This window comes from Sphingomonas endophytica (genome assembly GCF_001476895.1).
Classification (GTDB): Bacteria; Pseudomonadota; Alphaproteobacteria; order Sphingomonadales; family Sphingomonadaceae; genus Sphingomonas; species Sphingomonas endophytica_A.
This window is the reverse complement of record NZ_LDTB01000014.1, coordinates 45855-71514: the sequence shown is the minus strand read 5'-3', so window position 1 is coordinate 71514 and position 25660 is coordinate 45855. Positions and strand designations below refer to the sequence as shown.

The 25660-nt window shown below is 70.6% G+C and carries 19 protein-coding genes; 11 read left to right on the top strand and 8 right to left on the bottom strand.

What is annotated here, in order from left to right; translation table 11 throughout:
- The first annotated feature begins 209 nt into the window (after positions 1-209).
- The 7 genes from NS334_RS06615 to dacB all read left to right on the top strand — a co-directional run bounded on the left by NS334_RS06615 (position 210) and on the right by dacB (position 9834).
- Positions 210-2603 carry a penicillin acylase family protein gene (locus NS334_RS06615; RefSeq protein ID WP_058755179.1) on the top strand — a complete coding sequence of 798 codons (2394 nt, stop codon included), beginning with the start codon at positions 210-212 and terminating at the stop codon, positions 2601-2603.
- A complete protein-coding gene (locus tag NS334_RS06610) occupies positions 2600-4195 on the top strand; it encodes an N-acyl-D-amino-acid deacylase family protein (RefSeq protein ID WP_058755178.1) in 1596 nt (531 codons plus the stop codon). Before NS334_RS06615 ends, NS334_RS06610 begins: the two co-directional genes overlap by 4 nt.
- Positions 4196-4285: 90 nt before the next feature.
- Positions 4286-5338, top strand: coding sequence for an N-acetyltransferase DgcN (gene dgcN / locus NS334_RS06605; RefSeq protein ID WP_058755177.1), 1053 nt, complete (start codon positions 4286-4288; stop codon positions 5336-5338).
- Positions 5281-6285 carry an N-acetyl-D-Glu racemase DgcA gene (dgcA, locus tag NS334_RS06600; protein ID WP_058755176.1) on the top strand — a complete coding sequence of 335 codons (1005 nt, stop codon included), beginning with the start codon at positions 5281-5283 and terminating at the stop codon, positions 6283-6285. Before dgcN ends, dgcA begins: the two co-directional genes overlap by 58 nt.
- Positions 6282-7526, top strand: coding sequence for a dicarboxylate/amino acid:cation symporter (locus tag NS334_RS06595; protein ID WP_241491837.1), 1245 nt, complete (start codon positions 6282-6284; stop codon positions 7524-7526). The genes dgcA and NS334_RS06595 overlap by 4 nt, the downstream gene beginning before the upstream one ends.
- 11 nt (positions 7527-7537) lie before the next feature.
- Positions 7538-8422 (top strand): LysR family transcriptional regulator, encoded by an 885-nt coding sequence (locus NS334_RS06590; protein ID WP_058755174.1) that lies wholly within the window; start codon positions 7538-7540, stop codon positions 8420-8422.
- Entirely contained in the window at positions 8422-9834 is a 1413-nt protein-coding gene (gene dacB, locus NS334_RS06585; protein WP_058755173.1) for a D-alanyl-D-alanine carboxypeptidase/D-alanyl-D-alanine endopeptidase, read from the top strand. The genes NS334_RS06590 and dacB overlap by 1 nt, the downstream gene beginning before the upstream one ends.
- Here dacB and NS334_RS06580 read toward each other — a convergent pair.
- The gene (locus NS334_RS06580; RefSeq protein WP_058755172.1) at positions 9808-10842 is read right to left on the bottom strand and encodes a serine hydrolase domain-containing protein; all 1035 of its coding nucleotides are present in this window, start codon (positions 10840-10842) and stop codon (positions 9808-9810) included. The two genes, dacB and NS334_RS06580, sit on opposite strands and share 27 nt — an antisense overlap.
- The gene (locus NS334_RS06575; RefSeq protein WP_241491836.1) at positions 10839-12359 is read right to left on the bottom strand and encodes a permease; all 1521 of its coding nucleotides are present in this window, start codon (positions 12357-12359) and stop codon (positions 10839-10841) included. The genes NS334_RS06580 and NS334_RS06575 overlap by 4 nt, the downstream gene beginning before the upstream one ends.
- A gap of 116 nt (positions 12360-12475) precedes the next feature.
- Here NS334_RS06575 and NS334_RS06570 point away from each other — a divergent pair, with 116 nt between their 5' ends.
- Complete coding sequence (locus NS334_RS06570; RefSeq protein WP_058755171.1) at positions 12476-13354, top strand: BadF/BadG/BcrA/BcrD ATPase family protein; 879 nt, start codon at positions 12476-12478, stop codon at positions 13352-13354.
- A 9-nt stretch (positions 13355-13363) separates the two neighbouring features.
- On the opposite strand, the gene NS334_RS06565 is transcribed toward NS334_RS06570, so the two are convergent.
- Genes NS334_RS06565 through NS334_RS06550 form a run of 4 tightly spaced genes read right to left on the bottom strand, consistent with a single transcriptional unit; the run spans position 13364 to position 19322 of the window.
- Positions 13364-14110 carry a GntR family transcriptional regulator gene (locus NS334_RS06565; protein WP_058755170.1) on the bottom strand — a complete coding sequence of 249 codons (747 nt, stop codon included), beginning with the start codon at positions 14108-14110 and terminating at the stop codon, positions 13364-13366.
- Positions 14107-14994, bottom strand: a complete 888-nt coding sequence (locus NS334_RS06560; protein WP_058755169.1) for an N-acetylmuramic acid 6-phosphate etherase — start codon at positions 14992-14994, stop codon at positions 14107-14109. Before NS334_RS06560 ends, NS334_RS06565 begins: the two co-directional genes overlap by 4 nt.
- A 24-nt stretch (positions 14995-15018) precedes the next feature.
- Positions 15019-16569 carry a sodium:solute symporter family transporter gene (locus NS334_RS06555; protein WP_058755168.1) on the bottom strand — a complete coding sequence of 517 codons (1551 nt, stop codon included), beginning with the start codon at positions 16567-16569 and terminating at the stop codon, positions 15019-15021.
- 5 nt (positions 16570-16574) lie between these two features.
- Entirely contained in the window at positions 16575-19322 is a 2748-nt protein-coding gene (locus tag NS334_RS06550; protein WP_058755167.1) for a TonB-dependent receptor plug domain-containing protein, read from the bottom strand.
- Between the two features lie 218 nt (positions 19323-19540).
- Here NS334_RS06550 and NS334_RS06545 point away from each other — a divergent pair, with 218 nt between their 5' ends.
- From NS334_RS06545 to NS334_RS06535, 3 genes are all read left to right on the top strand, one after another.
- Entirely contained in the window at positions 19541-20614 is a 1074-nt protein-coding gene (locus NS334_RS06545) for a beta-N-acetylglucosaminidase domain-containing protein (RefSeq protein ID WP_241491835.1), read from the top strand.
- Positions 20611-22320 (top strand): D-lactate dehydrogenase, encoded by a 1710-nt coding sequence (dld, locus tag NS334_RS06540; RefSeq protein WP_058755166.1) that lies wholly within the window; start codon positions 20611-20613, stop codon positions 22318-22320. The genes NS334_RS06545 and dld overlap by 4 nt, the downstream gene beginning before the upstream one ends.
- Before the next feature lie 92 nt (positions 22321-22412).
- Complete coding sequence (locus NS334_RS06535; protein WP_058755165.1) at positions 22413-23765, top strand: glycoside hydrolase family 27 protein; 1353 nt, start codon at positions 22413-22415, stop codon at positions 23763-23765.
- Positions 23766-23817: 52 nt separating this feature from the next.
- Here NS334_RS06535 and NS334_RS06530 read toward each other — a convergent pair whose 3' ends face one another.
- On the bottom strand, positions 23818-24609 hold the full coding sequence (locus tag NS334_RS06530; RefSeq protein ID WP_058755164.1) for a kinase: 792 nt from the start codon (positions 24607-24609) through the stop codon (positions 23818-23820).
- On the bottom strand, positions 24599-25570 hold the full coding sequence (locus NS334_RS06525) for a 2-hydroxyacid dehydrogenase (protein WP_058755163.1): 972 nt from the start codon (positions 25568-25570) through the stop codon (positions 24599-24601). The genes NS334_RS06530 and NS334_RS06525 overlap by 11 nt, the downstream gene beginning before the upstream one ends.
- Positions 25571-25660: the final 90 nt, after the last annotated feature.

Genomic DNA, 25660 nt, shown 5'->3' with positions numbered 1-25660 from the left:
CAGGATCGGTGAAGGTGACGATGCGCACGGGATCACGTCAAGCACCAACGCCGGTCCGATCCGCGATAGGGGCATAGCCCGCGATTATAGGGCACCCCCGGCCACGCCGCTCCGGCATAGCCGCGCCCTATGCGCCGCCGACCGCTTGGTATAGCCACGCGCGGACGCCGGGCATTAGCCTGCCTGCATCAGCCGAGGAGTTCGCCACGATGCTTGACCGCCGATCGCTGCTGCTCGGATCGGCCGCAGGAGCCGCGTTCATGCCGTTCCTGCCCGCCGCCGACGCCCGCCCCGCACGGCCGATCCGCCGCACCGCCGTGCGCGGGGCGAGCGCACCGATCGAGATCGTCGACGACGTCCATGGCGTCCCCCACGTCCGCGCCCGCTCGATCCCCGACGCCTTCTTCGGGCACGGCTATGTCACCGCGCGTGACCGGCTGTTCCAGATCGATCTCGGGCATCGCCGCGAGATGGGGCGGATGGCGGAAGTCTATGGCGCGGATTTCGCCCCCTTCGACGCGGTGGCGCGGCTGTTCCATTATCGCGGCGATCTGGACGCGGAGCTGGCGCGCCTGCCCGCCGACGTCCTCGCCTGCGCGCGCGCCTATGTCGCGGGGGTTAACGCGCGCATCGACGAGGTGAGCGCCGATCCCGCGCTGCTGCCGCTCGAATATCGGATCCTGGCCGTTGCGCCGCTGCGCTGGGACGTGCGCGATTTCGTGCTGGCGCGCGGCGGCGGCGCGGGCAACACCGATGACGAGGTGCGCCGCGCACAGCTGGCGGGCATGGGCTTGCTCGATCTCGACGCGGTGTACGCGCCGCTGCGTCCCGCCTGGACGATGACCGTGCCGGAGGGGCTGGACGCCGCCGCGGTGTCGGAGGCCGATCTGGGCGTGCTGCGGCTGGGTCGCCTGCCGTTCGACGCGGAGACGCCGACGCGCGATCCCGCCGGCACCGCCCGCGACGCGACCGAACGGGCGAACGCGGGCAGCAACGCCTGGACCATCGCGCCGTCGCGCAGCGCGACCGGTCGCCCGATCCTGGCCAACGACCCGCATCTCGGCATCGGTGACTTCGGCCCGCGCCATGTCGCGCATCTGAGCGCGCCGGGCCTGGACGTGATCGGCGGCGCCTCGCCCGGGCTGCCCGGCATCATGCAGGGGCATACCGACCATTTCGCGTTCGGCCGAACCAATTTCCATATCGATCAGGAGGATCTGTTCATTCTCGAACTCGATCCCGCCGATCCCGAACGCTACCGGCACGACGGCGGGTGGAAACGCTTCACGACGATCGAGATCGATATTCCGGTCAAGGACGCCGCGCCGCATCGCGCCACGTTGCGCCATGCGGTGCAAGGCCCGGTCGTGTCGCACGATCCGGCCCGTCACCGCGCGACCGCGATCGCGACCATCGCGATGCAGCCCGGCGGGTCGGGATCGTTCGCGATGATCGCGATCAACCTCGCGCGCGACTGGGACAGCCTGAAGGCGGCGTTCGCGCTCCATCCCTGGCCCACGAACCTTCATTATGCCGATGTCGCGGGCAACCACGGCTGGCAGGTGATCGGCTACGTCCCCCGGCGCAAGCGCGGCGACGGGCTGCTGCCGGTGCCGGGCGACGGGCGCTACGACTGGAACGGCTATACCGACTATCGCGCGCTGCCCAGCAGCTTCAACCCGGCGAAAGGCTGGTTCGCCTCCGCCAACCAGAACAACCTGCCCGCCGACTGGCCGCGCGACCGCATCCCCGCCTTCTCGTTCCGCGATCCCTATCGCTACGACCGGATCGCCACGGTGTTGGATGGCGAGCCGAAGCATACGCTCGCCGACAGCGTCGCACTCCAGCACGATACGCTGTCGACGCCGGCGCAGCAGCTGGTCGCCTTGCTGCCGAAGGCCCCGTCGCCGGCCGCCGCGCCCGCCGTCGCACTGCTGCGCGACTGGGACGGGCGGGTCGATGCGGACAGCGGCGCGGCGGCGCTGTTCGAAATGCTGACGCGCGAACTCGGCCGGCGGATGGTCGAGCGGATCGTGCCGGAACGCGCGCGCCAGCTGGTCGATCAGATCGCGCCATCGGTGCTGCTGGGCCTGCTCGCCTTTCCGGACACGCGGCTGGGAGCGGAACCGGTCGCGGCCCGCGACGCGCTGTTCGACGCCGCGCTGGCCACCGCGTGGCAGCAGGCGGTGGCGGCGCTCGGGCCGGACAGCGCGGCATGGCGCTGGGGCACCCTGCATCAGGTCCGCATCACCCATCCGCTGGCGCGCATCCCCGCGATCAGCGCCGCCTTCCCCGCGATCGAGGGCGAAGGCTCGGGCGGGGATTCGTTCACCGTCATGGCCCGCTGGCTCGACGCGACCGGGCCGGGCTGGCGCGCGCGCGGCGGCGCCAGCTACCTGCAGGTGATCGACGTCGGCGCCTGGGACAATTCGCTTTGGCTCAACCTGCCCGGACAGTCGAACGACCCGCGCTCCCCGCATTACGGCGACCTGTACCGGCCGTGGAGCGCCGGGCGGATGCTGCCGATGGCGTTCAGCCGCGCCGCCGTCGATCGCATCGCCACGACGCACACCCTGCTCCAGCCGACCGGAGATCGCCCATGACCCGCCTGCCGCTCCTCGCGCTCGTTCCGCTGCTGATCGGCGCGGCGCCTCCGCCGGTCGATGTAGTGATCCGCGGCGGGACGGTCTATACCGGCGCGGACACGCCGCCTGCGACCGGCGATGTCGAGATCGCTGGCGATCGTATCGTCTATGTCGGCCCGACGCGCGGCACGGCGGCGACACGCGTGATCGACGCGCGCGGCAAGATCGTCGCGCCCGGCTTCATCGACGCGCACACCCATCCCGACACCTATATCCGCTCGCCCGACCCGCAGCAGCGGCTGAACATCGCGTGGCTCGGGCAAGGCGTGTCGACGATCGTCACCGGCGTCGATGGCGGCGGCACGCCGGATGTCGCGGCCGATGCGAAGAAGCTGGAGGCAAGCGGGATCGGCACCAACACGGTGCCGTTCGTCGGCTTCGGCGCGATCCGCGCGCGCGTGCTGGGGCAAGCCGACCGCGCGCCGACCCCCGCCGAACTGGAGCAGGAAAAGGCGCTGGCGGCCAAGGCGATGTGCGAAGGCGCGCTGGGGCTGTCGACCGGGCTGTTCTATGCCCCGCAGAGCTATGCCACGACCGACGAGGTGGTCGCGGTCGCCGCCGAGGCGGGCAAGCGCGGTGGCATGTACGACACGCACCAGCGCGACGAATCGAGCTACACGATCGGGCTGATGAACTCGACGCGCGAGGCGATCGAGATCGGGCGGCGCGCCGGCACGCCGGTCCATTTCGCGCATCTCAAGGCGCTGGGCGTCGACCTGCAGGGGCAGGCGCCGGCGCTGATCGCGATCATCGACGCCGCGCGCCGCGCCGGGCAGGACGTGACCGCCGACCAATATCCGTGGCTGGCATCGGGATCGAGCGTCGACGCCTCGCTCGTGCCGCGCTGGGCGGTCGATGGCGGGTACAAGCGCATGATCGCGCGCTTCGACGATCCCGCCGCGCTGGCGCGGATCAAGGTGGAGATGCGCGAGAACCTGCGGCGGCGCGGCGGCGCCCCCTCGCTGCTGCTGACCAGCGCCGGACAGCCGTGGACCGGCAAGACGCTGCAACAGATGGCCGACCTCTGGCACGTCGATCCCATCGACGCGGCGATCCGTATCCTGCGCGTCCCTGATGTGCGCGGCGACGAACCGGCGGGCGTGGGGGTCGCCAGCTTCAACATGGCCGATCGCGACGTCGATCTCATCATGCGCCAGCCGTGGGTCGTGACCAGTTCCGACGGATCGGACGGGCACCCGCGCCAGTTCGCGACCTTCCCTCGCAAGTACCAGACCTATGTGCGGGAGCGTCACGTCCTCTCGCTGGCCGATTTCATCCGCCGCTCGACCGGGCTGACCGCCGACATGTACCGGCTGCGCGGGCGCGGCTATCTCCGCCCGGGCTATTTCGCCGACGTGGTGGTGTTCGATCCGGTCCGCTTCGCACCGCGCGCCGACTATGTGCATCCGACGCGCCCCAGCGTCGGCGTGGACGCATTGTTCGTGAACGGCCGCCCGGCGCTGGCGAAGGGGGCCACGACCGGCGTGGCGGCGGGGCGCGTGCTGCTGCGCGACCGTCCGGCCGCCTGCCCCGCGCCGGCGGGGACATAGCCCGACGTTATGGCGGGCCGCGCGACCATGATTGGCGCGCCGCCCGGCCGTCCCGATAGGATCGACCTTCCTCCAGCAGCAAGGCGCCCGATGATCCCCGGACCCTTCCTCCTCTATCTCGGCCATTCCGACGACGAGATCGGCATCAAGACCTCGCGCGGGCTCGCCGCCTTCCGCCCCGACGATTGCGTCGGCGAATGGCGGCATGACGATTGCCCGCTGACGCTCGGCCTCGATCGGATCGACGCCGCCGAGGCGCGGCGGCGCGGCGCGCGGACGCTGGTGCTCGGCATCGCCAATGCCGGCGGGCGGCTGGGCGCGGACCTGATCGACGACGCGCTGCTCGCGATCGAGGCGGGCATGAACGTCGCGTCGGGGCTGCACCAGCGGCTCCACGACGAACCGCGTCTGGTCGCGGCGGCGCAGGCGGCGGGCGTGCAATTGTTCGACGTACGCGAGCCGCCGCGCGACCTGCCGGTCGGCAACGGGCTTGCGCGTGCGGGCAACCGGCTGCTGACGGTCGGCACCGACTGTTCGGTCGGCAAGATGTACACGACGCTCGCGCTCGCGGGCACGCTGAACGCGCGCGGCATCCGCGCCGACTTCCGGGCCACCGGGCAGACCGGCATCCTGATCGCGGGCAGCGGCGTGCCGCTCGACGCGGTGGTGGCCGATTTCATCGCCGGCGCGATCGAGCAACTGTCCCCCGCGCGCGACGACGATGGCTGGGACATGATCGAGGGGCAGGGCTCGCTGTTCCACCCCTCCTTCGCCGGTGTCTCGACCGGGCTGCTGCACGGCGCGCAGCCCCGCGCGCTCGTGATGTGCCACGATCCGTCGCGCGCGCACATGCGCGGTCTGCCGCACTATCGGCTTCCCGACCTGCGGGAGTGTGTCGAGGCGAACCTGTCCGTCGCGCGGCTGACCGCCCCGGCCGTCCGCATGGCCGGCGTATCGCTCAACACCGCCAGGCTCGATACCGACGCCGCGCGGCGGCTGTGCGCGGAGACCGCCGATGCGCTCGGCCTGCCCTGCACCGACCCGTACCGCTTCGGTGCCGATCCCATCATTGACGAGTTGCTGCAATGGTCCGCGACACCCCGATCCGCCACCTCGACGCCCATCATGACCGCTTCGGCCTGAACGCGCCTTTCCGCATCGCGCGGGGCGTCAAGACCGCCGCCGATGTCGTGACGGTCACAGTGAGGGAGGGCGCGCAGGTCGGCCGTGGCGAGGGCGTACCCTATGCCCGTTATGGCGAGACGATCGAATCCGCGCTGACGGAACTCGCGGACATCCGGCCGCTGGTGGAGGCAGGCGCCGGCCGCGCCGATATCGCGGCGGCGATGCGCGCGGGCGCGGCGCGCAATGCGCTGGACGCCGCCTTGTGGGATCTGGAGGCGCGGCTGGCCGGATCGAGCGTCGCCGCGCTCGCCGGTATCGCGGAACCGGCACCGGTCGCCTCCGCGATCACCATCACGATCGACACGCCCTCCGCGATGGCCGCGCGCGCCGCGCGGCTGGCGCGTGTCCCGCTCCTCAAGATCAAGGTCGATCGCGAAGGCGCCGCCGAACAGCTCGCGGCTGTCCGCGCCGTCGCCCCCGCCCTGCGCCTGATCGTCGACCCGAACGAGAGCTGGACGATCGACACGTTGCGCGATCTGCACGACCGGCTGGTCGCACACCGCGTCGATCTGCTCGAACAGCCGCTGCCCGCCGATCGCGACCAGGACCTCGCGGATTTCGCCAGCGCGATCCCGATCTGCGCCGACGAGGCGCTCCATACCCGTGCCGACCTGCCCGCGCTGGCCGGACGCTACGACTATGTGAACATCAAGCTCGACAAGACCGGCGGCTTGACCGAAGCCCTCGCGCTGGCGACGGCGGCGCGGGAGCAGGGGTTCGGGCTGATGGTGGGATGCATGGTCTGTTCGTCGCTGGGTATCGCGCCCGCGCTGCCGATCGCGCGCGAGGCCGCGTTCGTCGATCTCGACGGTCCCTTGTGGCTGGCCGAGGATCGCGCCGGCGGCGTCCGGGACCATGACGGCATGTTGCATCCCCCCGCGCCCGGATTCTGGGGCGGCCCGTGAGGCGCTGGTTCGCGATCCCGCTGTGGCAGCGGGTGGTCGGTGCGCTGTTGCTCGGCATCCTGCTCGGCTGGCTCTGGCCGGAAGGTGCGGGCGCACTGAAGTTGGTGGGCGAATTGTTCGTCCGGCTGATCCGGATGCTGGTGGTGCCGATCGTCCTGGTCACGATCGCGGCGGGGATCGCCTCGCTCGGCGATCCCCGCCGGCTGGGGTCGATCGGCGGGCGCACCGTCGCGCTGTTCGCGTTCACGACATTGGTGGCGGTGTCGGTCGGCATGGCCACCGGGCTGCTGATCCGGCCGGGTGTCGGCGTCGCGCTGGCCGGTGTCGCCCCGCATGTGCTGGGAACGCCCGTCTCTCCCGCCGACCAGCTGCTCGGCATCGTTCCCGCCAACATCGTCGATGCGCTGGCGAAGGGCGACATGCTGGCGATCATCTTCGTCGCGGTGCTGCTGGGTGTCGGCAGCGTCGTCGCGGGTGAGGCGGGGCGCCCGGTCGTCGCCTTCATCCAAGGCCTGTCGGCGGTGCTGATCCAGATCGTCCGCATCGTGATGGAGGCGACGCCCTTCGGGGTCTTCGCACTGATCGCCAATGCCGTGGCGGCGGGTGGCGCGGCGGTGTTCGTCAACGTCGGCTGGCTGGCGCTGTGCGTGGTCGTCGGATCGCTGGTGCAGATACTGGCGGTGCACGCGCCGCTGCTCCGGCTGGGCGCGCGGGTGCCGCTGTCGCGCTTCTATCGCGGGATCGCCGACGCACTGGCGATCGCCTTCTCCACCGCTTCCTCCTCCGCGACCCTGCCGGTCGCCTTGCGGGTGGCGCAGGACAATGTCGGCATCGCGCGCCCGATCGCCTCGACCGTGCTGCCGCTGGGCGCCAGTATCGGCAAGGACGGCACCGCCATGTACGTCGGGCTGCTCGGACAATTCGCGCTTCAGGCACTCGGCATCGTGCCCGATGCGAGAATGTTGCTGGTGATGCTGCTGACCGGCGCGCTGGCGGCGTTCGGCACCGCGCCGATCCCCTCGGCCTCGCTGTTCATGCTGGCGGCGATGCTGTCGGCGGTCGGCGTCGATGCTGCGCAGACCGCGCTGGTGGTGGGGCTGGTGCTGCCGTTCGACCGGCTGCTCGACATGACCCGCACCGTGCCGTCCGCCTCCGCCAACCTGACCGTCGCGACCTTGGTGGCGAAGGCCGAGGGCGCGCTGGATGGCGGGCGGTTGGCCGACACGCGCCATCTGGTCTAGACGGGCGCACGATGAACCTGCGGCATATCGAGATCTTCCACGCGGTCTATGTCAACGGCACGGTCAGCGCGGCGGCGCGCGCGCTCAACGTGTCGCAACCCTCCGTGTCGAAGACGTTGCGCCACGCCGAAAGCCTGCTCGGGTTCGAGCTGTTCCAGCGTACCGCCGGGCGGATGGTCCCGACCGAGGACGCCCATGCGCTGTTTTCGGAGGTGGCGGAGATCCAGGACCGGGTGCGCGCGCTGCGCGAGGCGGGGCGCAACCTGCGCGCGGGCAACGGCGCGACACTCCGCGTGTCGGCGCTGCCCAGCTTGGGTCTCGCCGTGCTGCCGACCGCCGTTTCGCGCTTCCTGGCTCAGCATCCCGACGTGCGCTTCGACCTGCAGACCGTCCACCACGACGATCTGCTGCGCAAATTGTACGAGCGCGAGACCGATGTCGCGATCGCCAGCGAGGCGCCGCGCGGCGCCGCTCTGGGACAGAGCTGGCTGGGGGAGGGCGAACTGGTGCTGCTGTACCGGGACGCCGACCTGCCCGAGGCGCCGCCGCGCGTTCCGCTGGCCGATCTGGTCGGCACGCGCTTCATCACGCTGGCGGGCAGCGGCCCGATCGGGCATCTGTTCACCGACGAACTGGAGCGGCTGGGGATCACCCTGTCGGAAGTCGCGACGGCGCGCACCTTCTACATTGCGGCGGCGTTGGCGCGCGCGGGCGTCGGGCTGACCGTGGTCGACAGCTTCACCGCCGATTCCGCGCTGTCGCAGGGGCTGTCGATGCGCTCGCTCAAGCCGCCGATCACCTTCGACGTCCACGCCATCCATCTGCTCGATCGTCCGCCCAGCGTGCTGATGGGCGCGTTCCTGTCGGTGGTCGGCGACGTGATCGAGGGGCGGTGATGCGCGCGGTGCCGGCGCTTCTGCTGGTCGCCGCCGCGCCCGCCCCGCCGCCCCCCGCGGTCGAACAGGCGCTGGCGAGTGCCGGGCCGGGGACGCGCATCGGGCTGGTCGTCGCCGACGCGGACGGGCGCGAGCTGGTGGCGATCCGCGCCGACGAGCGCTTCGTCCCGGCCTCCAACACCAAGATCTTCACCACCGCCGCCGCCTTCGCCGCCCTCGACACCGCCGCACCCGATGCGGCGGGCGGGGCGGGCGTGCGGATCGACGGACAGGACGTGATCCTGACCGGGCACGGTGACGCCCGGCTGTCGAGCGCGCCCGACTGCGCCGCCGACTGCCTTTTCGACCTCGCCCGCGCGGTCGCGAAGCGGACCCGTGTGGTGCAGGACGTGATCGGCGACGACACGGCGTTTCCCGACGAGCGCTGGCCGCTGGGAATGAGCTGGAACAACATGGCCGGCCGCTACGGCACCGCCGCCTCGGCGCTGACGATCGACGACAATGCGGTCGCGGTCGTCGTCGTGCCGACCCGGGCCGGTGCGGCGGCCGATCTGCGCGGCGACGGCTATTATCGGCTCGACGATCGGGTGACGACGACCGTCACCGGCGCGCCGGACCTGTCGATCGAGCGCTTGCCGGGCAGCGACACGCTGCGCGTCACCGGCACGATTCCGGCGGGTGGCGCGCCGGTCACGCTGATGGCCGGGATCGACGATCCCGCGCACCGCGCCGCCTGGCGGCTGGCGGCACTCCTGCGCGCGGCGGGAGTGCACGTCACCGGGCGGATCCGCGTTCGCCATCGCGCGCTGACCGGCGCCGACGATCCGCAGCGACGCGGCGCGGCCGTGGCGATCGCGCCGCGCCCCGCGCCTGCGCTCGCGCAACTGATCCCGCCGCCGCTGGCGGAGGACATTCGTCTCACCAACAAGCAGAGCCAGAACCTGCACGCCGAACTGCTGCTGCGTCGCGTGGCGGCGCGCGCGGGAAGCGGGTCGGTGGCGGACGGGCGCGCGGCGGTGCAGGCGCTGCTCGATCGCGCCGGCGTGCCGCGCTGGAGCTACGATTTCGCGGACGGGTCGGGAATGTCGAACTACAATCGCGTGACCCCGCGCGCGACGGTGCGCTTTCTGTCGTGGACCCGCGCGCAGCCGTGGGGGGCGGCGTGGCGCGAAACCTTGCCGGTCGCCGCGGTCGACGGCACCTTGGCGCGGCGGTTCGTCGGCACGCCGCTGGCCGGCAGGCTGTTCGCGAAGACCGGGACACTGAACGCCGCGACGGCCGTATCGGGGTTCATGGTCGCCGCCAGCGGACGAACGCTCACCTTCGCCGCCTTCGCCAACGACATGCCGGCCGATGCGGGCGCGACGGCGGCGCTCGACCGCGCGCTACTGGCGGTCGCCGCCGCCTATTGACGCGTCCCACGCCGCGATCACCGCCTCCCCGACCGCCGGGCGCAGCGTGAAGATGCCGCTGTCGGCATGGCGGGTCGGATGAACCCGGTTGGTCAGCAGCGTCCAGGCGAGGCCACGATCCCGATCGACCCATAGCCCGGTGCCCGTGAAGCCGGTGTGGCCGATCGTGGTCGGCGAACACGCCTGCCCGCCCGACCAGCCGGGAAAACGGATTTCCCAGCCGGCGGTGCGATGCCCCTCCACGGGCGTGCCGATCGCCGCCAGGATGCCGGGGGGCGTCGATCCGTCGAGCAGCCGCTCCGCGAAGTCCAGCACGCCGTCCACCGTCCCGAACAGCCCGGCATGACCGGTGCGCCCGCCCATCGCGAAGCAGTTTTCGTCATGCACCTCGCCGTCCAGCACGCGCCCGCGCCACTGGCAGAACTCGGTCGCGACCGCCGGCCCGGGCGGCGGTCCCCAGCTCAGCCCCGGCCCCAGCGGCAAGCGGTCCAGCGGGCCACCGGTCAGCCGCTCGATCGCGATGCCCAGCAGGATGAAGTTGATGTCCGAATAGACCGGCGGGCCGTGACGCCACTCGCGCTGCAGCACGAACGCGCGCAGCCGCGCCGGATCGTCGCCATAGGTATAGATCGGCTCGACCGCCGGCAGGAAGGTGCGATGGACCAGACAGTCGCGGAACGTCAGCCGCCGCTCCGCCGCGTTCGCGACGTCATATTGGCGCAGGTCCGGGATGGCGTCGGTCAGCGGCCGGTCGAGGTCGATCCGCCCGTCCTCCGCCAGCTGCAGGACGAAGCTGGTGGTCGCGATCACCTTGCTGACCGAGGCGAGGTCGAACCAGTGGTCACGCGTCAGCGGGGCGTGTTCCGGCACGCGCCGCGCCAGCCCGGCGACCTGCACCGCGCGCGCGCCATCGGCGGCGACGATACCCAGCGTCGCGCCGGGGATGCGCCCCTCCTCCACCGCCGTCCGCGCGGCGGCGAAACCGCGTTCCACCACCTGTTCGATCATGCGGCATCCTCCCCGTCGTCGGCGCGCGGCCGGATCCGCGCCAGCACCGGCAGGAACGGCATCACCGCCAGGCTGAGCGCACCCGACAGCAGGAAGAAGCCGTCATAGCCGATCGCACCCACCATCGTCCCCCCCGCCCCGGCCAGCAGTCGCGGCAACAGGAACGCGAAGCCGGTCAGGAACGCATATTGCGCCCCCGGATAGCGCGGGTTGACCAGCAGCGAGAGGTAGACGACGAACACCGCCCCGGCCATGCCGTTGCCGAACTGGTCGGCGGCGGTCGCGACGTAGAGCAGCGGCTCGCTCACCGGCTGATGCGCCAGCCATACGAAGCCGAAATTGCCGAGCGCGGCGAAGAGCGCCCCCACCGCCAGCGCCACCCCCATCCGCCAGCGCGTCACCATCCACCCGCCCAGACCGACGCCGACGATACTGGCCAGCAGCGCGACGACGCTGTCGGCACGGCCGATCTGCGTCAGGCTATAGCCCAGCCCCTTGATCATCGGCTTGGACAGGTTGAGCGCCAGCACGTCGCCCATGCGGTACAGCGACACGAACGCCATCAGCACCAGGGCACCGACGCCGTAGCGCCAGAAGAAATCGACATACGGCCCCAGCGCCACCGACGTCCGCAATCGCGAGCCCGGTGTCGCGCGACGGATGCGTGGCAGCGCGGCGGCCATCAGCAGGAACGGCACCATGCACAGCCCCAGCACCCACGGCGTCACATTGCTGTCGGCGTCGATCCCCGCGCGCGCCGCCAGGCCCAGCACCAGCCAGCCGACCACCGCGGTCGCGAGCGCCGCCAGCGACAGGATCACCACCGCGGCGACCAGCCCGGTGCCCAGCGCCACGCCGCGCCCGCCGCCGTGCGCGCGGTCCGGTGCCATCGCGACCAGCAGCGGGAACGGCAGGAACGCCGCGGCCGCGATCACCAGATAGGCGACGCTCCACCCCCCGACATCGGCGAGCAGCAGCGCGCCCGATCCCGCCGCGACCATCGCGCTGCGATAGCCCCATAGATTGGCGGCGACGATCGGCCCCTGCGCATCCTGCGTCGGATACAGTTCGATGCGCCAGGCGTCGGCCGCAACCTCCAGCGTCGTCGTCCAGAAGGCGAGCAGCACCGCGAACAACGCCGTCAGCGGCAGATTCGCGTCGTTCGCGCTCCACGCCATCGCGGCGGTGGCCGAGACGATGCCGAGCTGCGCCAGCATGATCCATCCGCGCCGCTTCCCCCAGAAGCGCGCGAAGCCGGGAATGTCGTAGCGATCGAGCAACGGCGCCCAGACGAACTTGAACGTCGGCAGCAACTGCACCCAGGCGAAGAAGCCGATGACCGCCAGCGCGACGCCATGCGCCTGCAGCCGCAACGCCAGCACCGTCGAGAACATGTAGAACGGCAGACCGGCGGAGAAGCCGAGCAGGCCGTACAGCGCCATGCCGCGCCGGTCGCGGATCGCCGCGACCGGGGTGCGCGGGGAAGCCTGGGCGGAAGCGGCGGCGGCATTCGACATATCGCCAGCGTCGGCGGATGCACCGCAGGCGTCAAGCGCGCGCGATGCGTGCACGTTATGGCAGGGGCTTCACATGCTATAGGTTCGCCGGAACGGGGCGAGGCAAAGGAGCCGTGATGACGCAATCCTATTACCTCGGCATCGACGCCGGCGGCAGCCATTGCCGCGCCCGCCTGACCGATGCGGCGGGCATCGTGCTGGGCACGGGCCTGACCGGCCCCGCCAATGCGCGGATCGGCACCGAGGCGCTGCGCGCGACGCTGGACGAGGCCATCGCACTCGCCCTCGCCGATGCGCGGCTGGACCCGGAAGTGCTGACCCGCACCCATGTCGGGATGGGGATCGCGGGCATCTCGCGCATCGGGGTGCGGGAGGGGCTGGCCGCGACCGACTTTCCCTTCGCCTCGGTCGCCTATGCCACCGACTCGGTGATCGCCAACCTCGGTGCGCATGGCGGCCGCGACGGCGCGATCCTGATCCTCGGCACGGGCAGCATCGCGCAGGTCCGCGTCGGCGGCGTCGATTTCGCGATCGGCGGCTATGGCTTCCCGATTTCGGACGAGGGCAGCGGCGCGGCGCTGGGCCTGTCGGCGGTGCGCCACGCGCTGCGCGCGCTCGACGGGCGGACCGCGCGCACGCCGCTCAGCCTGGCCGTGTCGGATCGCTTCGGCCATGCCATCCCGCGCGCCATCGCGTGGATGGATCAGGCGAGCCCGCGCGACTATGCCGCGATCGCGCCGCTGGTCATGGATCACGCCGATGCCGGCGACGCCATCGCCCGCTCGATCGTCGAGGACGCCGCGCAGCACGTCGAACGCTTCATCGAGACGATCTTCGAACGCGGCGCCCCCAATTGCGCGCTGATGGGCGGCCTCGCCCCCCGGCTGCGCCCATGGCTGCGCGAGCGCACCGTGGCGCGCCTGATCGATCCGCGGGGCGACGCGCTGTCGGGCGCGCTGATGCTGGCCGGGCTGAACGTCTCCGCACCGGTCTAGCGCCGCGCGTCAGAGGTCGTGGCCGCCGGTCAGGTCGGTCACGAACTCATAGCGATCGCCGCGATAGACGGAGCGCGTGAACTCCACGACCCGCCCGGTATGGTTCAGCGTGCGGCGTTCGATCCGCAACACCTCCGCATTATGCCCGATCGACAGGATGCCGGCCTCGGTCGGCGTCGCCAGCGACGCACGGATGCGCTGCGTCCCCGATACCGGCCCGTGCCCGTTCGCCTGCAACGCCTCGTACAGCGAGTCCGCCAACCTCGCGAGATCGGGCAGGAACTCCGCCGGCACCACGGCATGTTCGATGGCCAGCGGTTCATCCCCGGCCAGCCGCACCCGCCCCAGCCGCGCGACGCGCGTCGTCGTGGAAATATCCAGCGCCACCGCTTCCTCCTCGGTCGGCTGCGCATAGGCGCGCGAGATCCACACCACGCCCGGACGCTCGCCGCGCGACCGCGCGTCGTCGCTGAAGCTGCTCAGCCTCGCGCCGGGCGTTTCGATCCGCCGCGCGACATACGTACCCGCCCCCTGCCGGCTGACGAGCACGCCTTCCTCGATCAACTGCCGGATCCCGCGCCGCACCGTGACCCGCGACAGGCCGGCCAGCTCGCTCAGCTCGCGTTCGGACGGCAACAGCCCGCCCGGGCCGATCGCGCCGCCTTCGATATGATCGCGCAGGCTGCGCGCCAGCTGCATGTAGAGCGGGGTACCGCCGTCCTCTTCCCGCGTCCAGGCGATGTCGCGCAGCGTCATGGCTGCCCCGATGCCGCAAGCGCCGCGCGCAGATTGCCGTGATGCGCCTCCAGCAGCGCGCGCGCATCCTCCATCGCCACGCCGCGCGCCACGATCACGCCCAGCCGGATATCGCCGCCCGCCGCGTCGAGCGCGTGTGCGGCGTCCTCCTCGGCCGCGCCGGACAGATCCCGCACCATACGCCGCGCGCGGTTCAGCAGCTTGGCGTTGGAGATGCGCATCGTCACCATCCGCCCGTCGTAGACCCGGTCGAGCCGCAGCATGATCGTCGTCGAGAGCAGGTTGAGCGCCGCCTTCTGCGCGGTGCCCGCCTTCATCCGCGTCGACCCGGCCAGCACCTCGCTCCCGGTCACGGCCTCGATCGGATGATCCGCCGCCGCGGCCAGCACGGTGTCGGGATTGTTGACGATCGCGATGGTCAGCGCGCCGCGCGCCCGCGCGGTGTCGATCGCCGCGACGGTATAGGGCGTGCGACCGCTGGCGGCGGCACCGATCACCACGTCGTCGGCCCCGACCTCGGCGGCGGCGATCGCCGCCGCACCGGCTGCGGCATCGTCCTCGGCCCCCTCCCGCGCCTGCGTCAGCGCCTCCAGCCCGCCGGCCATCAGAAACAGCGTCCGCTCCGGCGGCCAGTTGAAGGTGGGGTAGAGTTCGCTGCCGTCCTGCACGACCAGCCGCCCCGACGTGCCCGCCCCGACGAAGATCAGCCGCCCGCGCTCGCCCAGCCGCACCGCCGCCGCCTCCGCCGCGGCGGCGATCGCCGCCGTCTGCGAATAGAGCGCGGCGATGGCGGCCATCTGGCCTTCCAGCATCGCCTCGACCGCCTGGCGTGTCGGCCAGCGATCCAGATCGACGTAGCGGGGATCGAGCGATTCGGTGTTCATGGCGTCCTTCCTGCCCGAAAGAGATTAGGTTCTGGCGACACCGCCGCGCGGGGCGGCGCACACCAGAAAGGCGACTGCCGCGCCGATGCAGAGCTGGAACGGGAACGACAGCGCGGTGAGCGCCCCCGGCAACCCCAGCCCGCGCGCGATCGCCGGCTGGAGCAGCACGATCGTGAGGAAGCCGGTCAGCAGCGCGGCGATGACCGACGCGGTCGTGCCGCGCGTGGTGAACAGCGCGGTGAAATAGACGCCGAGCAGCCCGGCATAGGTGAACACCATCACCTGCAACGCGAACTCCAGCAGCCCCATGTCGCTGTGCCGCTGCCAGTAATAGGAGGCGACCGCCATCGCGAGCATCGCCGCGCCGATCACGCCCATCCCGGCGCGCCCCGCCTGGACGAAATGCGCCTCCGGGACCGGCCCGCGCGCGACGCGCCAAGGGCGGTAGAAATCCTGCACCAGCACCGACGACATGGCGTTGAGCGCCGAATTGGTGGTGGCGACCGCCGCCGCGCAGATACCGACCGTCACCAGTCCACGCAGCCCGCCCGGCAATTCGGTCAGGATGTAATGCATGAAGATGCTGATCTTCTCTCCCCCGAATTGCACACCCGCCGTCGCCGCGGCGCCGCCCATCAGCTCGGGGCGCTGGTAGAAGACGTGCAGCAGCAATCCGATGACGATGAAGATGCCCACCGCCGGCACCGTCGCCAGCACCGACAGGTACAGGCCGCGTGCGCCGGTCCGCGCATCGCGGCACGACAGCAGTCGCTGCGTGGTGTCCTGATCCATCCCGGCATTGGCGATGTAGAGCAACGTCAGCCCGGTCACGATCGCCAGCATCGAGAACGGCCGGGAGAGATCGGTCGACCAGTCGAACAGCCGCAGCTTGTCGACCCCGCCCGGCGCGTTCGCCAGCGCGCGGACGATCTCGGCAGTGGACGCCGGGATCGACCAGCGCAGGAACAGCAGCACCGCGATCGCCGAGCCGAGATAGACGATGAACTGCATCAGGTCGTTCCAGAGCACCGACTTTAGCCCGCCGACGAAGGTGAACAGCACGCTGGCGATCACCAGCAGCGCCGCCGCAACCATGATGCTGCCCGCGCTCACGCCCCCCGCGATCACCATCGCCAGCGCGATCGCGGCCAGATAGACGCGCGCACCGCCCGCCAGCACGCGCCCGATCAGGAACATGCCCCCGGCCCAGCGCGTCGCCCGCGGGCTGAAGCGCAACGTCAGCAGCTCATAGGCGGTCGTCGCGCGCATCGCGTAGAAGCGCGGGATCATGACATGCGCGACGAATACCGCACCGATCAGCCCGGCGATATTGCCGCCCAGATAGGTCAGGTCGCCGTGGAAGCCATAATCCGGCCCGCCCAGAAAGGTGGCGGCGGACTGCGTGGCGGACAGGACCGAGATCGCCGCCAGCCACGCCGGCACGTTGCCGCCGGCCAGAAAGTAATCGCGCGCGGAGGCGGTGCCGCGCGGCGTGAAGATCCAGCCGCCCGCCACCAACAGCAGCAGATAGGCCGCGATCACCAGCCAGTCGGCAAGGACGAACGGTATCGCCACGGCGCTTACAGGCGCGTCGTCAGCGACAGGCCGATCGTCCGCCCGAGTATGTCATAGGTGTCGGGGAAGGTGTTGAAGATCCCGCCGCTCGACACGCGCGGCGGCGTCCTGTCGAACATGTTGTAGATGCCCGCGCTCATCGTGACGCGATCGGTGAAGTCGTAGGATGCCGACAGGTCGAACGTGTCCTGCGCCGGCAGCGTCTCGGTCGATCCGGGGGTGCTCGACGTCACGCGGCCGATCCGCTGCCAGTCGAACTGGATCACGCCGCGATCCAGCAGCAGGCCGAGACCGGCGGTGTGGCGGTAATCGGGCTGGACCAGCGTGGTCCCGTCGCTGGAACAGGTCGCGCCGAACGTCCCCTTGCACTGCACCGCCGAGACGGTCGGATTGGCCTGGATCAGGTAGGAGGTGACGATGTTGCCCTGATAGCTGGCGCGCAGCCCCCTGCCGGGCAGCCAGTCGCCGCGCAGCGTGTAGCTGGCGCCGATGTCGAACCCGCGCTGGAGCAGCCGGCCGAGATTCTGGTTGTTGACGAACGCATCGCGGAACGTGCCCGTACCGGGGTTGCGCGTCACCAGTCCGCAGAGCGGGTTCCCGGCGGTCGGGTTGGTGATGTAGCAGCTGGTGATCGCCGCGACCGGCTGGATCACGCCCACCGCGCCGCGCAGGTCCAGCTCGTACCAGTCGACCGTCGCGGTCAGGCCGGGCACGAAGGTCGGCGTGAACACCGCGCCCGCCGTGGTGGTATAGCCCGTCTCCGGCTTGATGTCGGGGTTGCCGCCGTAATAGTAATTTCCGGTCAAATAGTTGGCCGACCTGGAATCCGTGGACCCCGCCGCCGGCGCGCCGAAGCGCGCGCATTGCGCGGCGTCGCCGGTGCCCAGAACGCACGGGTCGCCGGCGTAGCGCGGCCGCAGCCGGTCGACGGTGACGAGGTTGCTGAACGGCAGCGACGAGGTGGTCGCCGCGAACTCGCCGAAGTTGGGCGTACGCAGCACCCGCTGGTAGGTGCCGCGCAGCCGCAGGTCGCGCGCGACCTCCCAATTGCCCTCCACCTTCCACGTGCCATGCCGCCCGAACAGATTATAGTCGGACAGGCGATACGCGCCGCCGACGTCGAGCTTGCGGATCAGCGGCAGGTCGCGCAGCACCGGCACCAGCATTTCGCCGTACCATTCCAGCACGTCGAACGACCCGCTGTACGCCGCCTGCACCCCCTGACGATAGGTGTTGCCCGTCAGCAGCGCGGTATCCTGGCCGATGCTGGCGGTTTCGCGGCGATACTCCAGCCCGGTGGCGAAGCCGATCGGACCGGCGGGCAGCGAGAACAGTTCCTCCAGCGTCCCGCTGATCGTGCCGGCCGCGACGAACTGATCGCGCTTGCGGTCGAAGCCGTTGATCGGGCTGCCCAGCGCGGCGGCGAGGCCCGGCCGATCGGGGCCGAAGATGTCGACCGTGTTGACGATCGCGCCGAAATTGTTGGCGCCCGCCGCATTGGCCACCAGCCCGTCGCCGGTGATCCGCGTGCCCTCGGTCGAGCGACCATATTGCGCATAGATGTTCCAGCGGGTCGCGCCGGTGAGCGCACCGCGCAGCCCGCTCTGGAACTGGAACGTGTCGCGCTCGGTATGATAGGTGACGAGGCCCAGCTCGCCGAGCGAGCGCACAACGTTCACCTGCGCGACGCCGTTGACGAACGTGAGCCGGCTGCGGATCGCATCGGTCAGGAAGGGATTGTTCTGCGCGATCCCGACCGTGCGGCTGACCGACGCCGGGGTGGCGCCGGGCGTACCGGTCTCCTCCGTCCGCGCATTGGTATACATCGCGCGGCCGTACAGTTCGATCTGCGGTGCGAGCGCATATTTGTAGAGCGCGGCAACGTTGATGCGCTTCAACGGCGAGATCAGCGGATAGCGGCCTGACAGATTGGAGGTCGTGGCGGGCGTCAGCGAGAACGTCCCGTCGTCGCCGAAGCCGAAGCGCCGACCGCTGGCCACGTCGGTGAACACGCCGCCGATGCTGGGAATGGTCTGGGTCGGCGTCGCCGCCCAGTCGCGCTGCCGCGCGCGGATCAGGTCGCGCTGCGTATAGTCGGCGGCCAGCACGATATGCCCGCGCTCGCCGACCCCGGCCCCCATCAGCAGCGATCCGCCATATTGCGCGCCGCCGCGCACCGACAGGCGGCTGGTCGCGGTCGCCCGCACCCCCTCGTAATCGTCGTTGAGGATGAAGTTGACGACGCCCGCGACCGCATCCGCGCCATAGACCGCCGCCGCGCCGCCGGTCAGCACGTCGGTGCGCTTGATCAGCGAGGCGGGGATGGCGTTGACGTCCACCGAGTTGCGGAAGCTGAACGGCGCGGCACGGGTGCCGTCGATCAATACCAGTGAGCGGCTCTGCCCGAAGTTGCGCAGTTCCAGCACCTGCGCGCCGAAGGCGTCGCTGCCCTGCGATCCCTGACGCACGCCGCCCGACAGTTGCGGCAGCTTGGTCGAGAAATCCTCGATGGTCAGCGCGGATTGCAGGCGGATCTGCTGCTCGCCGGTCGAAACCACCGGGCTGCTGGAGGTCAGGCCGGCCAGCGGGATGCGCGTGCCGGTGACGACGACCTCCGCCGGGGCGTCGGCCGCGGCGGTGGCGGACGGGTCGCCGTCCGCTGGCGTAACCTGCGCGGTCGCCGCGAGCGGCAGAGACAACAAGCCCAACGCGATTGCCGTCATCGCCACCTGCTGCCGCACGATCCGCTTCATATGCGCCCCCTGTTCATCCCGCCGCCGATCCGGCGCTGCGCGTTGTCCCACGGAACATGCGCCATCCCCCTGCACATGTAAACAGGTGGTATGATACCGGCATCGCTATAGCCGCGCATCAAGGCGCACAGGTATTTTCACCGGCGCGCGTCATGACGGACGACGGCGGGCCGGATTCGCGCTACGCGAGGCCGACCGATGCGGAAGGAGGACGACGCATGACCATGGGCACCCCCGAACTGGGTCTGATCGAAGGGCGGTTCGGTCGCCTCTGGAGCGCCGACGAGCGCGGCCATGTCGTGCGCACGCTCGGCGACGCGGGCTATGGGTTCTACCATTACGCGCCCAAGGCCGATCGCGCGCTGCGCCGCGACTGGCGGCGCGCGCACGATGCGACATCGAGCGACGCGCTTGCCCGCCTTGCCGCCGAATGCCGCGCGAACGGGATGCGGTTCGGGATCGGCCTGACCCCGGTCGGCGTCACCGACGGCTTCGACGCCGCGACGCGCGACGACCTCGCGCGACGGATCGCCGACCTCGACGCGATCGGCATCGACGACCTCGCGATACTTTTCGACGACCTGCGCGGCGATCGGCCCGATCTGGCCGAACGACAGGCCGAAATCGTCACGTTCTGCGCTGAGCGGACGCGCGCCACGCGCCTCTATACCTGCCCGACCTATTACAGCGACGACCCGATCCTCGACGTCGCCTTCGGCCAGCGGCCCGCCGATTACCTGCATGACTTCGGTCGCCGGCTCGACCCTGCGATCCAGGTCTATTGGACCGGAGAGGAGGTCTGTTCGGCGGCCATCGGCGCCGGTCACCTCGCGGCGGTGGCGGACACGCTCGGCCGCCGCGTGTGCCTGTGGGACAATTATCCGGTGAACGACGGTGCGCGCATGTCGCGCTTCCTGCACCTGCGCGCCTTTACCGGACGCGACGCGGCGATCGCGGACCATGTGTCGGGCCATGCGATCAACCCCCCGCTGCAGGCGCATCTCGGCTGCATCCCGGCGCTGACGCTGCCGATGGTCTATGCGCAGGGGCCCGGCTATGCCTATGGCGCGGCCTTCGCGACGGTGGCGCAGCGGTTGCTCGGCGAGCCCTTCGCGCGGATGCTGCAACAGGATCTCGGCGCGCTTCAGGATACCGGGCACGACCGGCTCGGCAGCCGCGCGGCGCGACTGCGCGCGCGCTACGCGGCGATCGATCATCCCGCCGCGCGCGAGATCGTCCGCTGGGTCGACGGGCACGATCTCATGACCGACGACGAGGTGAAGACGCAGTGAGCGACGCGCGCGACACCCGCTTGATCGCCGCGCTGCGCCAGGTGGTGGGACGCCGGCACGTCCTGACCGCGCCGAACGCGACCGCCCGCTTCCGGCACGGCTATCGCACCGGCGGCGGCGCGGCGGTCGCCGTCGCACGGCCGGGCACGCTGGTCGAGATGTGGCGCGTGGCGCAAGCCTGCGCCGCCGCCGACGTCTCGATCATCGTCCAGGCATCCAACACCGGGCTGACGGGCGGTTCGACCCCCGATGGCGACGACTATCCCGGTGGCGTCGTCATCATCAGCACGCGGCGGATCGGCGGCATCCAGGTGCTGGGCGCGGGCGAGCAGGTGCTCTGCCTGGCGGGTGCGACGCTGCACCGGCTGGAGGCGGCGCTTCGTCCGTTCGATCGCGAACCGCACTCGGTGATCGGGTCGTCCTGCCTGGGCGCATCGGTGGTCGGGGGCGTGTGCAACAATTCGGGCGGCTCGCTGATCCGGCGCGGCCCCGCCTTCACCGAACTGGCGCTGTTCGGCCGGATCGCGACCGATGGCACGCTGCACCTCGTCAATCATCTCGGTATCGAGCTCGGCGACGATCCCGAAACGATCCTCCATCGTCTCGACACTCGCGCATTCGACGCCGGCGACGTCCGGCCCAGTCCGGCCCGCGCGCACGACGATTCCTACATCGACCATGTCCGCGACATCGACAATGCCGTCCCCGCGCGCTTCAACGCCGATCCGCGCTGCCTGTTCGAGGCGGCAGGGAGCGCCGGCAAGCTGATCGTGTTCGCGGTGCGGCTCGATACCTTCGCGCGCGAGACCGACACCACGACCTTCTACATCGGCACCGACGATCCCGAGCGGCTGACCGAACTGCGACGCGCGATGCTGGCCGATCCGGCATTGCTGCCAATCGCGGGCGAGTATCTGCACCGCACCGCTTTCGACATCGCCGACCGTTATGGTCGCGACACGTTCGTCGCGATCGAGCGACTGGGGACCGAGCGGCTGCCGGCGTTCTTCGCCGCCAAGGCGCGGTTCGACGCGATCACCTCGCACGGGCGCGCACCGCTCAGCGACAGACTGCTGCAATGGGTCGGAAAGCGGCTGCCGGATCACCTGCCCCACCGGATGCGCGATTTCCGCGATCGCTTCGCGCATCACCTGATCCTGAAGGTGTCAGGCGATCAGGCGGCGCCGACGACGGCGTTACTGGACCGGATCTTCCCCGGCGGCGCAGCGGGCGATCATTTCACCTGCACCGCGCAGGAGAGCGCCAAGGCGTTCCTGCACCGCTTCGTCACCGCCGGCGCGGCGGTGCGATACCGCGCGGTGCACCCGCGCCAGGTGGCGGACATCGTCGCGCTCGACATCGCGCTGCCGCGCAACACCCGCAACTGGGTCGAACGTCTGCCGTCACAGCTGTCGGGCGATGTGGTGCACGCGCTCTACTACGGGCACTTCTTCTGCCACGTCTTCCACCAGGATTATCTGGTCCGCACGGGCACCGATCCGATCGCGTTCGAACACGCGCTGTGGAAGCTGCTCGACGCACGCGGCGCGCAATATCCGGCCGAGCACAATGTCGGGCACCTGTATGTCGCGCGGCCGGCGTTGGCGGATTTCTACCGCACGCTCGATCCGCGTAACCAGCTCAATCCCGGCATCGGCCACACGCCCCGTGCGCGATGCTGGTCCGATCACGTGGCGGACGGATGACCGACGCTTCACGGTTGCCGCGCAAGCATTTGTCGGACTAGAGTTTTTCGCCACGGAGCGCCCGGCATATTCGGCGCAGGGAGAGGAAGGCGATGACATCCGGATTCAATCGGCGGCAGGCGCTCGTCGGTGCGGCGTTGACCGGCACGGCGGCGCTGGGCGGGCATCCCGCAAGGGCGGCGCCGACCGGTGCGACGCTCGCCCCGCGCCCGCCGATGGGCTGGAACAGCTGGAACAGCTTCGCGACGACGATTACCGAGGCGCAGGCACGCGAAACCGCCGCGATCATGCGCGACAAGCTGCTGCCGTTCGGCTATGATGTGTTCACCGTCGACATCCAATGGTACGAGCCGGCGGCATCCAGCTACGAATATAACGCCGATCCGGTGCCGTCGCTCGACGCCTACGGGCGTGTGATCCCGGCACCGAACCGCTTCCCGTCCAGCCGCGACGGATCGGGCTTCACGAAGCTGGCCGCCGACATCCACGCGATGGGCATGAAGTTCGGCATCCACGTCATGCGCGGCATTCCCCGGCTGGCGGTGAAGAAGAACCTGCCGATCCTCGGCACCCGCTATCGTGCCGCCGACATCGCCGACCCCAACAGCGTCTGTTCGTGGAACCCGGACATGTACGGCGTCGACATGACGAAGCCCGGCGCGCAGGCCTATTACGACAGCATCTTCCGCCTCTATGCGTCATGGGGTGTCGACTTCGTCAAGATGGACGACATGAGCCGCCCCTACGACGCGCACGCGCCGGAAATCGAAGCCGCGCACCGGGCGATCGTCAACAGCGGCCGGCCGATCGTCCTCAGCCTCTCACCCGGCGAGACACCGGTGATCCGCGGCGATCACGTCCGCCGCCATGCGCAGATGTGGCGCATTTCGGACGATTTCTGGGACGAATGGCCGATGCTGGCGGCGCAATTCACCCGGCTGGAGAACTGGACGCCCTATCGTCGTCCGGGGGCATGGCCGGACGCGGACATGCTCCCGTTGGGGCGGCTGGCGCTGGGCAAGCGCGACACGAAGTTTACCCCCGACGAGCAGCGCACGTTGATGACCTTATGGTCGATCGCGCGGTCGCCGCTGATCATGGGCGGCGACCTGCGTCATCTGGACGCCGCGACGCTGGCGCTGCTGACCAACCGCGCGGTACTGGCGGTCAATCAGGCATCGACCGACAACCAGCCGCACTTCATCGCGGACGGCACGCGGATCTGGTCGGCCAGACCCGAAGGCGCGCCGCGCGACCGCTATCTCGCGCTGTTCAACACCACCGACACTCCGAAGGAGGTCGGCATCCCTTTCCGCGATCTGGGCCTGTCGGGCGAGGTGGCGGTGACGGATCTGTGGAGCGGCGCGACGCTGGGCCGACAGCGCGACCGTTTCGCTCGCACGTTGCCGGCGCATGGCGCGGGGCTCTATCGCCTGACTCCGTGACCTCGGCCCGCATCCGCGCCGATCGACCGCGCTGGCGATGGTGGATGATGGGTCAGGCGCGCAGCAGCGACCGGTCCGCCGCCAGCGGCAGGCAAAGATCGGCCCGGGCCGGCATCTCGCACCAGATATGCCGGGTCAGCCGCTCGTAATGGCTGACGAACCGCGCGAGTTGCGCGGCGTTCATCACCCCGGCGCCGTGGCCGTGCGTCCGGACCAGCGCACGCTCCTGCTCGGTTCGCCACCGCAACACCGTCGGCCAGTCGGGCGGCATCAGCAGCGCCAGCACATCGATCGACGCGAAGAGCGCGGGATAGTCGGTCGCCAGCGCCGTGTTGACATGCCGCCGCCAGCGCCCATCGGGGTCTTCCGCCGCCTCCAGCACGTTGATCGGCCAGGTCAGATCCTGATCGTCCTGCGCCCTCGCCCCGACGCACCAGCCCTCGAAGATCAGCAGCGCGCAGTCGCGCGGCGCACGCGGCCAGGTGTGGACGGGCGCGCGGTCGTCGATGGCCTTGTCGAAACGCGGCAGCGGCACCGGTTCGCCGCGCAGGACCGCCGCGATGGTCCCGAGGCCCAGCGGGACGTCGTGCGTTCCGGGTACACCGCGCGTCGCGAGCAGCGGATGGACGTCGCACGCCAGTCGCTGGCGATCGGCGCGGGTGCGGTACAGATCGTCGAGCGACAGGATCGCGCTCGGGCCGAACCGGGCGGCGAGGCGCGCGGCGATCGTCGATTTGCCGCTGCCCTGTGCGCCCGACAAGCCCAGCACCAGGGGCGGTTCCCCGGGCCGGCGCCGTGCCAGCCGTTCGCCGACGCGTGTCGCGATCGGCTCCTCAGGCGACACGATCGGGCGGCTCCTCGCCCGCGAAGAAGGCGGCCAGATTGGCGGCGGCACGCATTCCCATCGCGGTACGCGCCTCGATCGTCGCGCTTCCCAGATGCGGCAGCAGCACCGCACGGGGATGGGCAAGCAGATCGGGATGCACCGCCGGCTCGCGTTCGTACACGTCCAGCCCGATGCCGCCGATCGTCCCCGCGTTCAATGCGGCTGCCAGCGCCGCCTCGTCGATCACCGTACCGCGCGCGGTGTTCACGACGATCGCCTGCGGTTTCATGACCGACAGCAGCGCGGCATCGACCAGGTGATGCGTTGCCGCGCCGCCGGGCACATGCAGCGACAGGATGTCGCATTCCGCCGCCAGCGCCAGCGGCGATGGCGCGCGGGTCGCCTGCAGCGCACGCTCCACGTCCGGCGCGGCGGCGGAGCGGCTGGCGTAGCGGATCTTCATCCCCAGCCCCAGCGCCTTCACGGCGGTTGCCTGCGCGATCCGGCCGAAGCCGATCAACCCCAACGTCCGTCCCGCCAGCCCCTGCCCGATCAGGTGCGAGGGTCGCCAGCCGGTCCAGCGCCCCGTCCGAAGCTCACGTTCGCCCTCCCCCGCGCGTCGTGCGGCCATCAGCATGAGCAGGATCGCGATCTCGGCGGTCGCTTCGGTCAGCACATCGGGCGTGTTGGTCACCACCACGCCGGCCGCGCGCGCCGCTTCGAGATCGACATGATCCACGCCCGCGCCATAATTGGCGATGATCCGCACCCGTCGCCCCGGTGTCGCCAGCAGCGCGGCATCGATGCGGTCGGTGATCGTCGGCATCAGGGCGTCGTGGCCGGTCATGGCAGCGGCCAGCGCGGCGCGGTCCAGCGCCCGATCGTCGCGGCTGAACGTCGCGCACCATCGATCCGCAAGATGGCGTTCCACCGGCTCCGGCAGACGGCGGGTGACGAGAAGCGACGGCAGACCGGTCATACGAAGCGATTTCCTGCAGTAAGGGAAGGTTGGCGCGCAGCACCGGCCCGCTCCGCAGTTCCATCCCGGAGGGACAAGGCGGGGCATGGG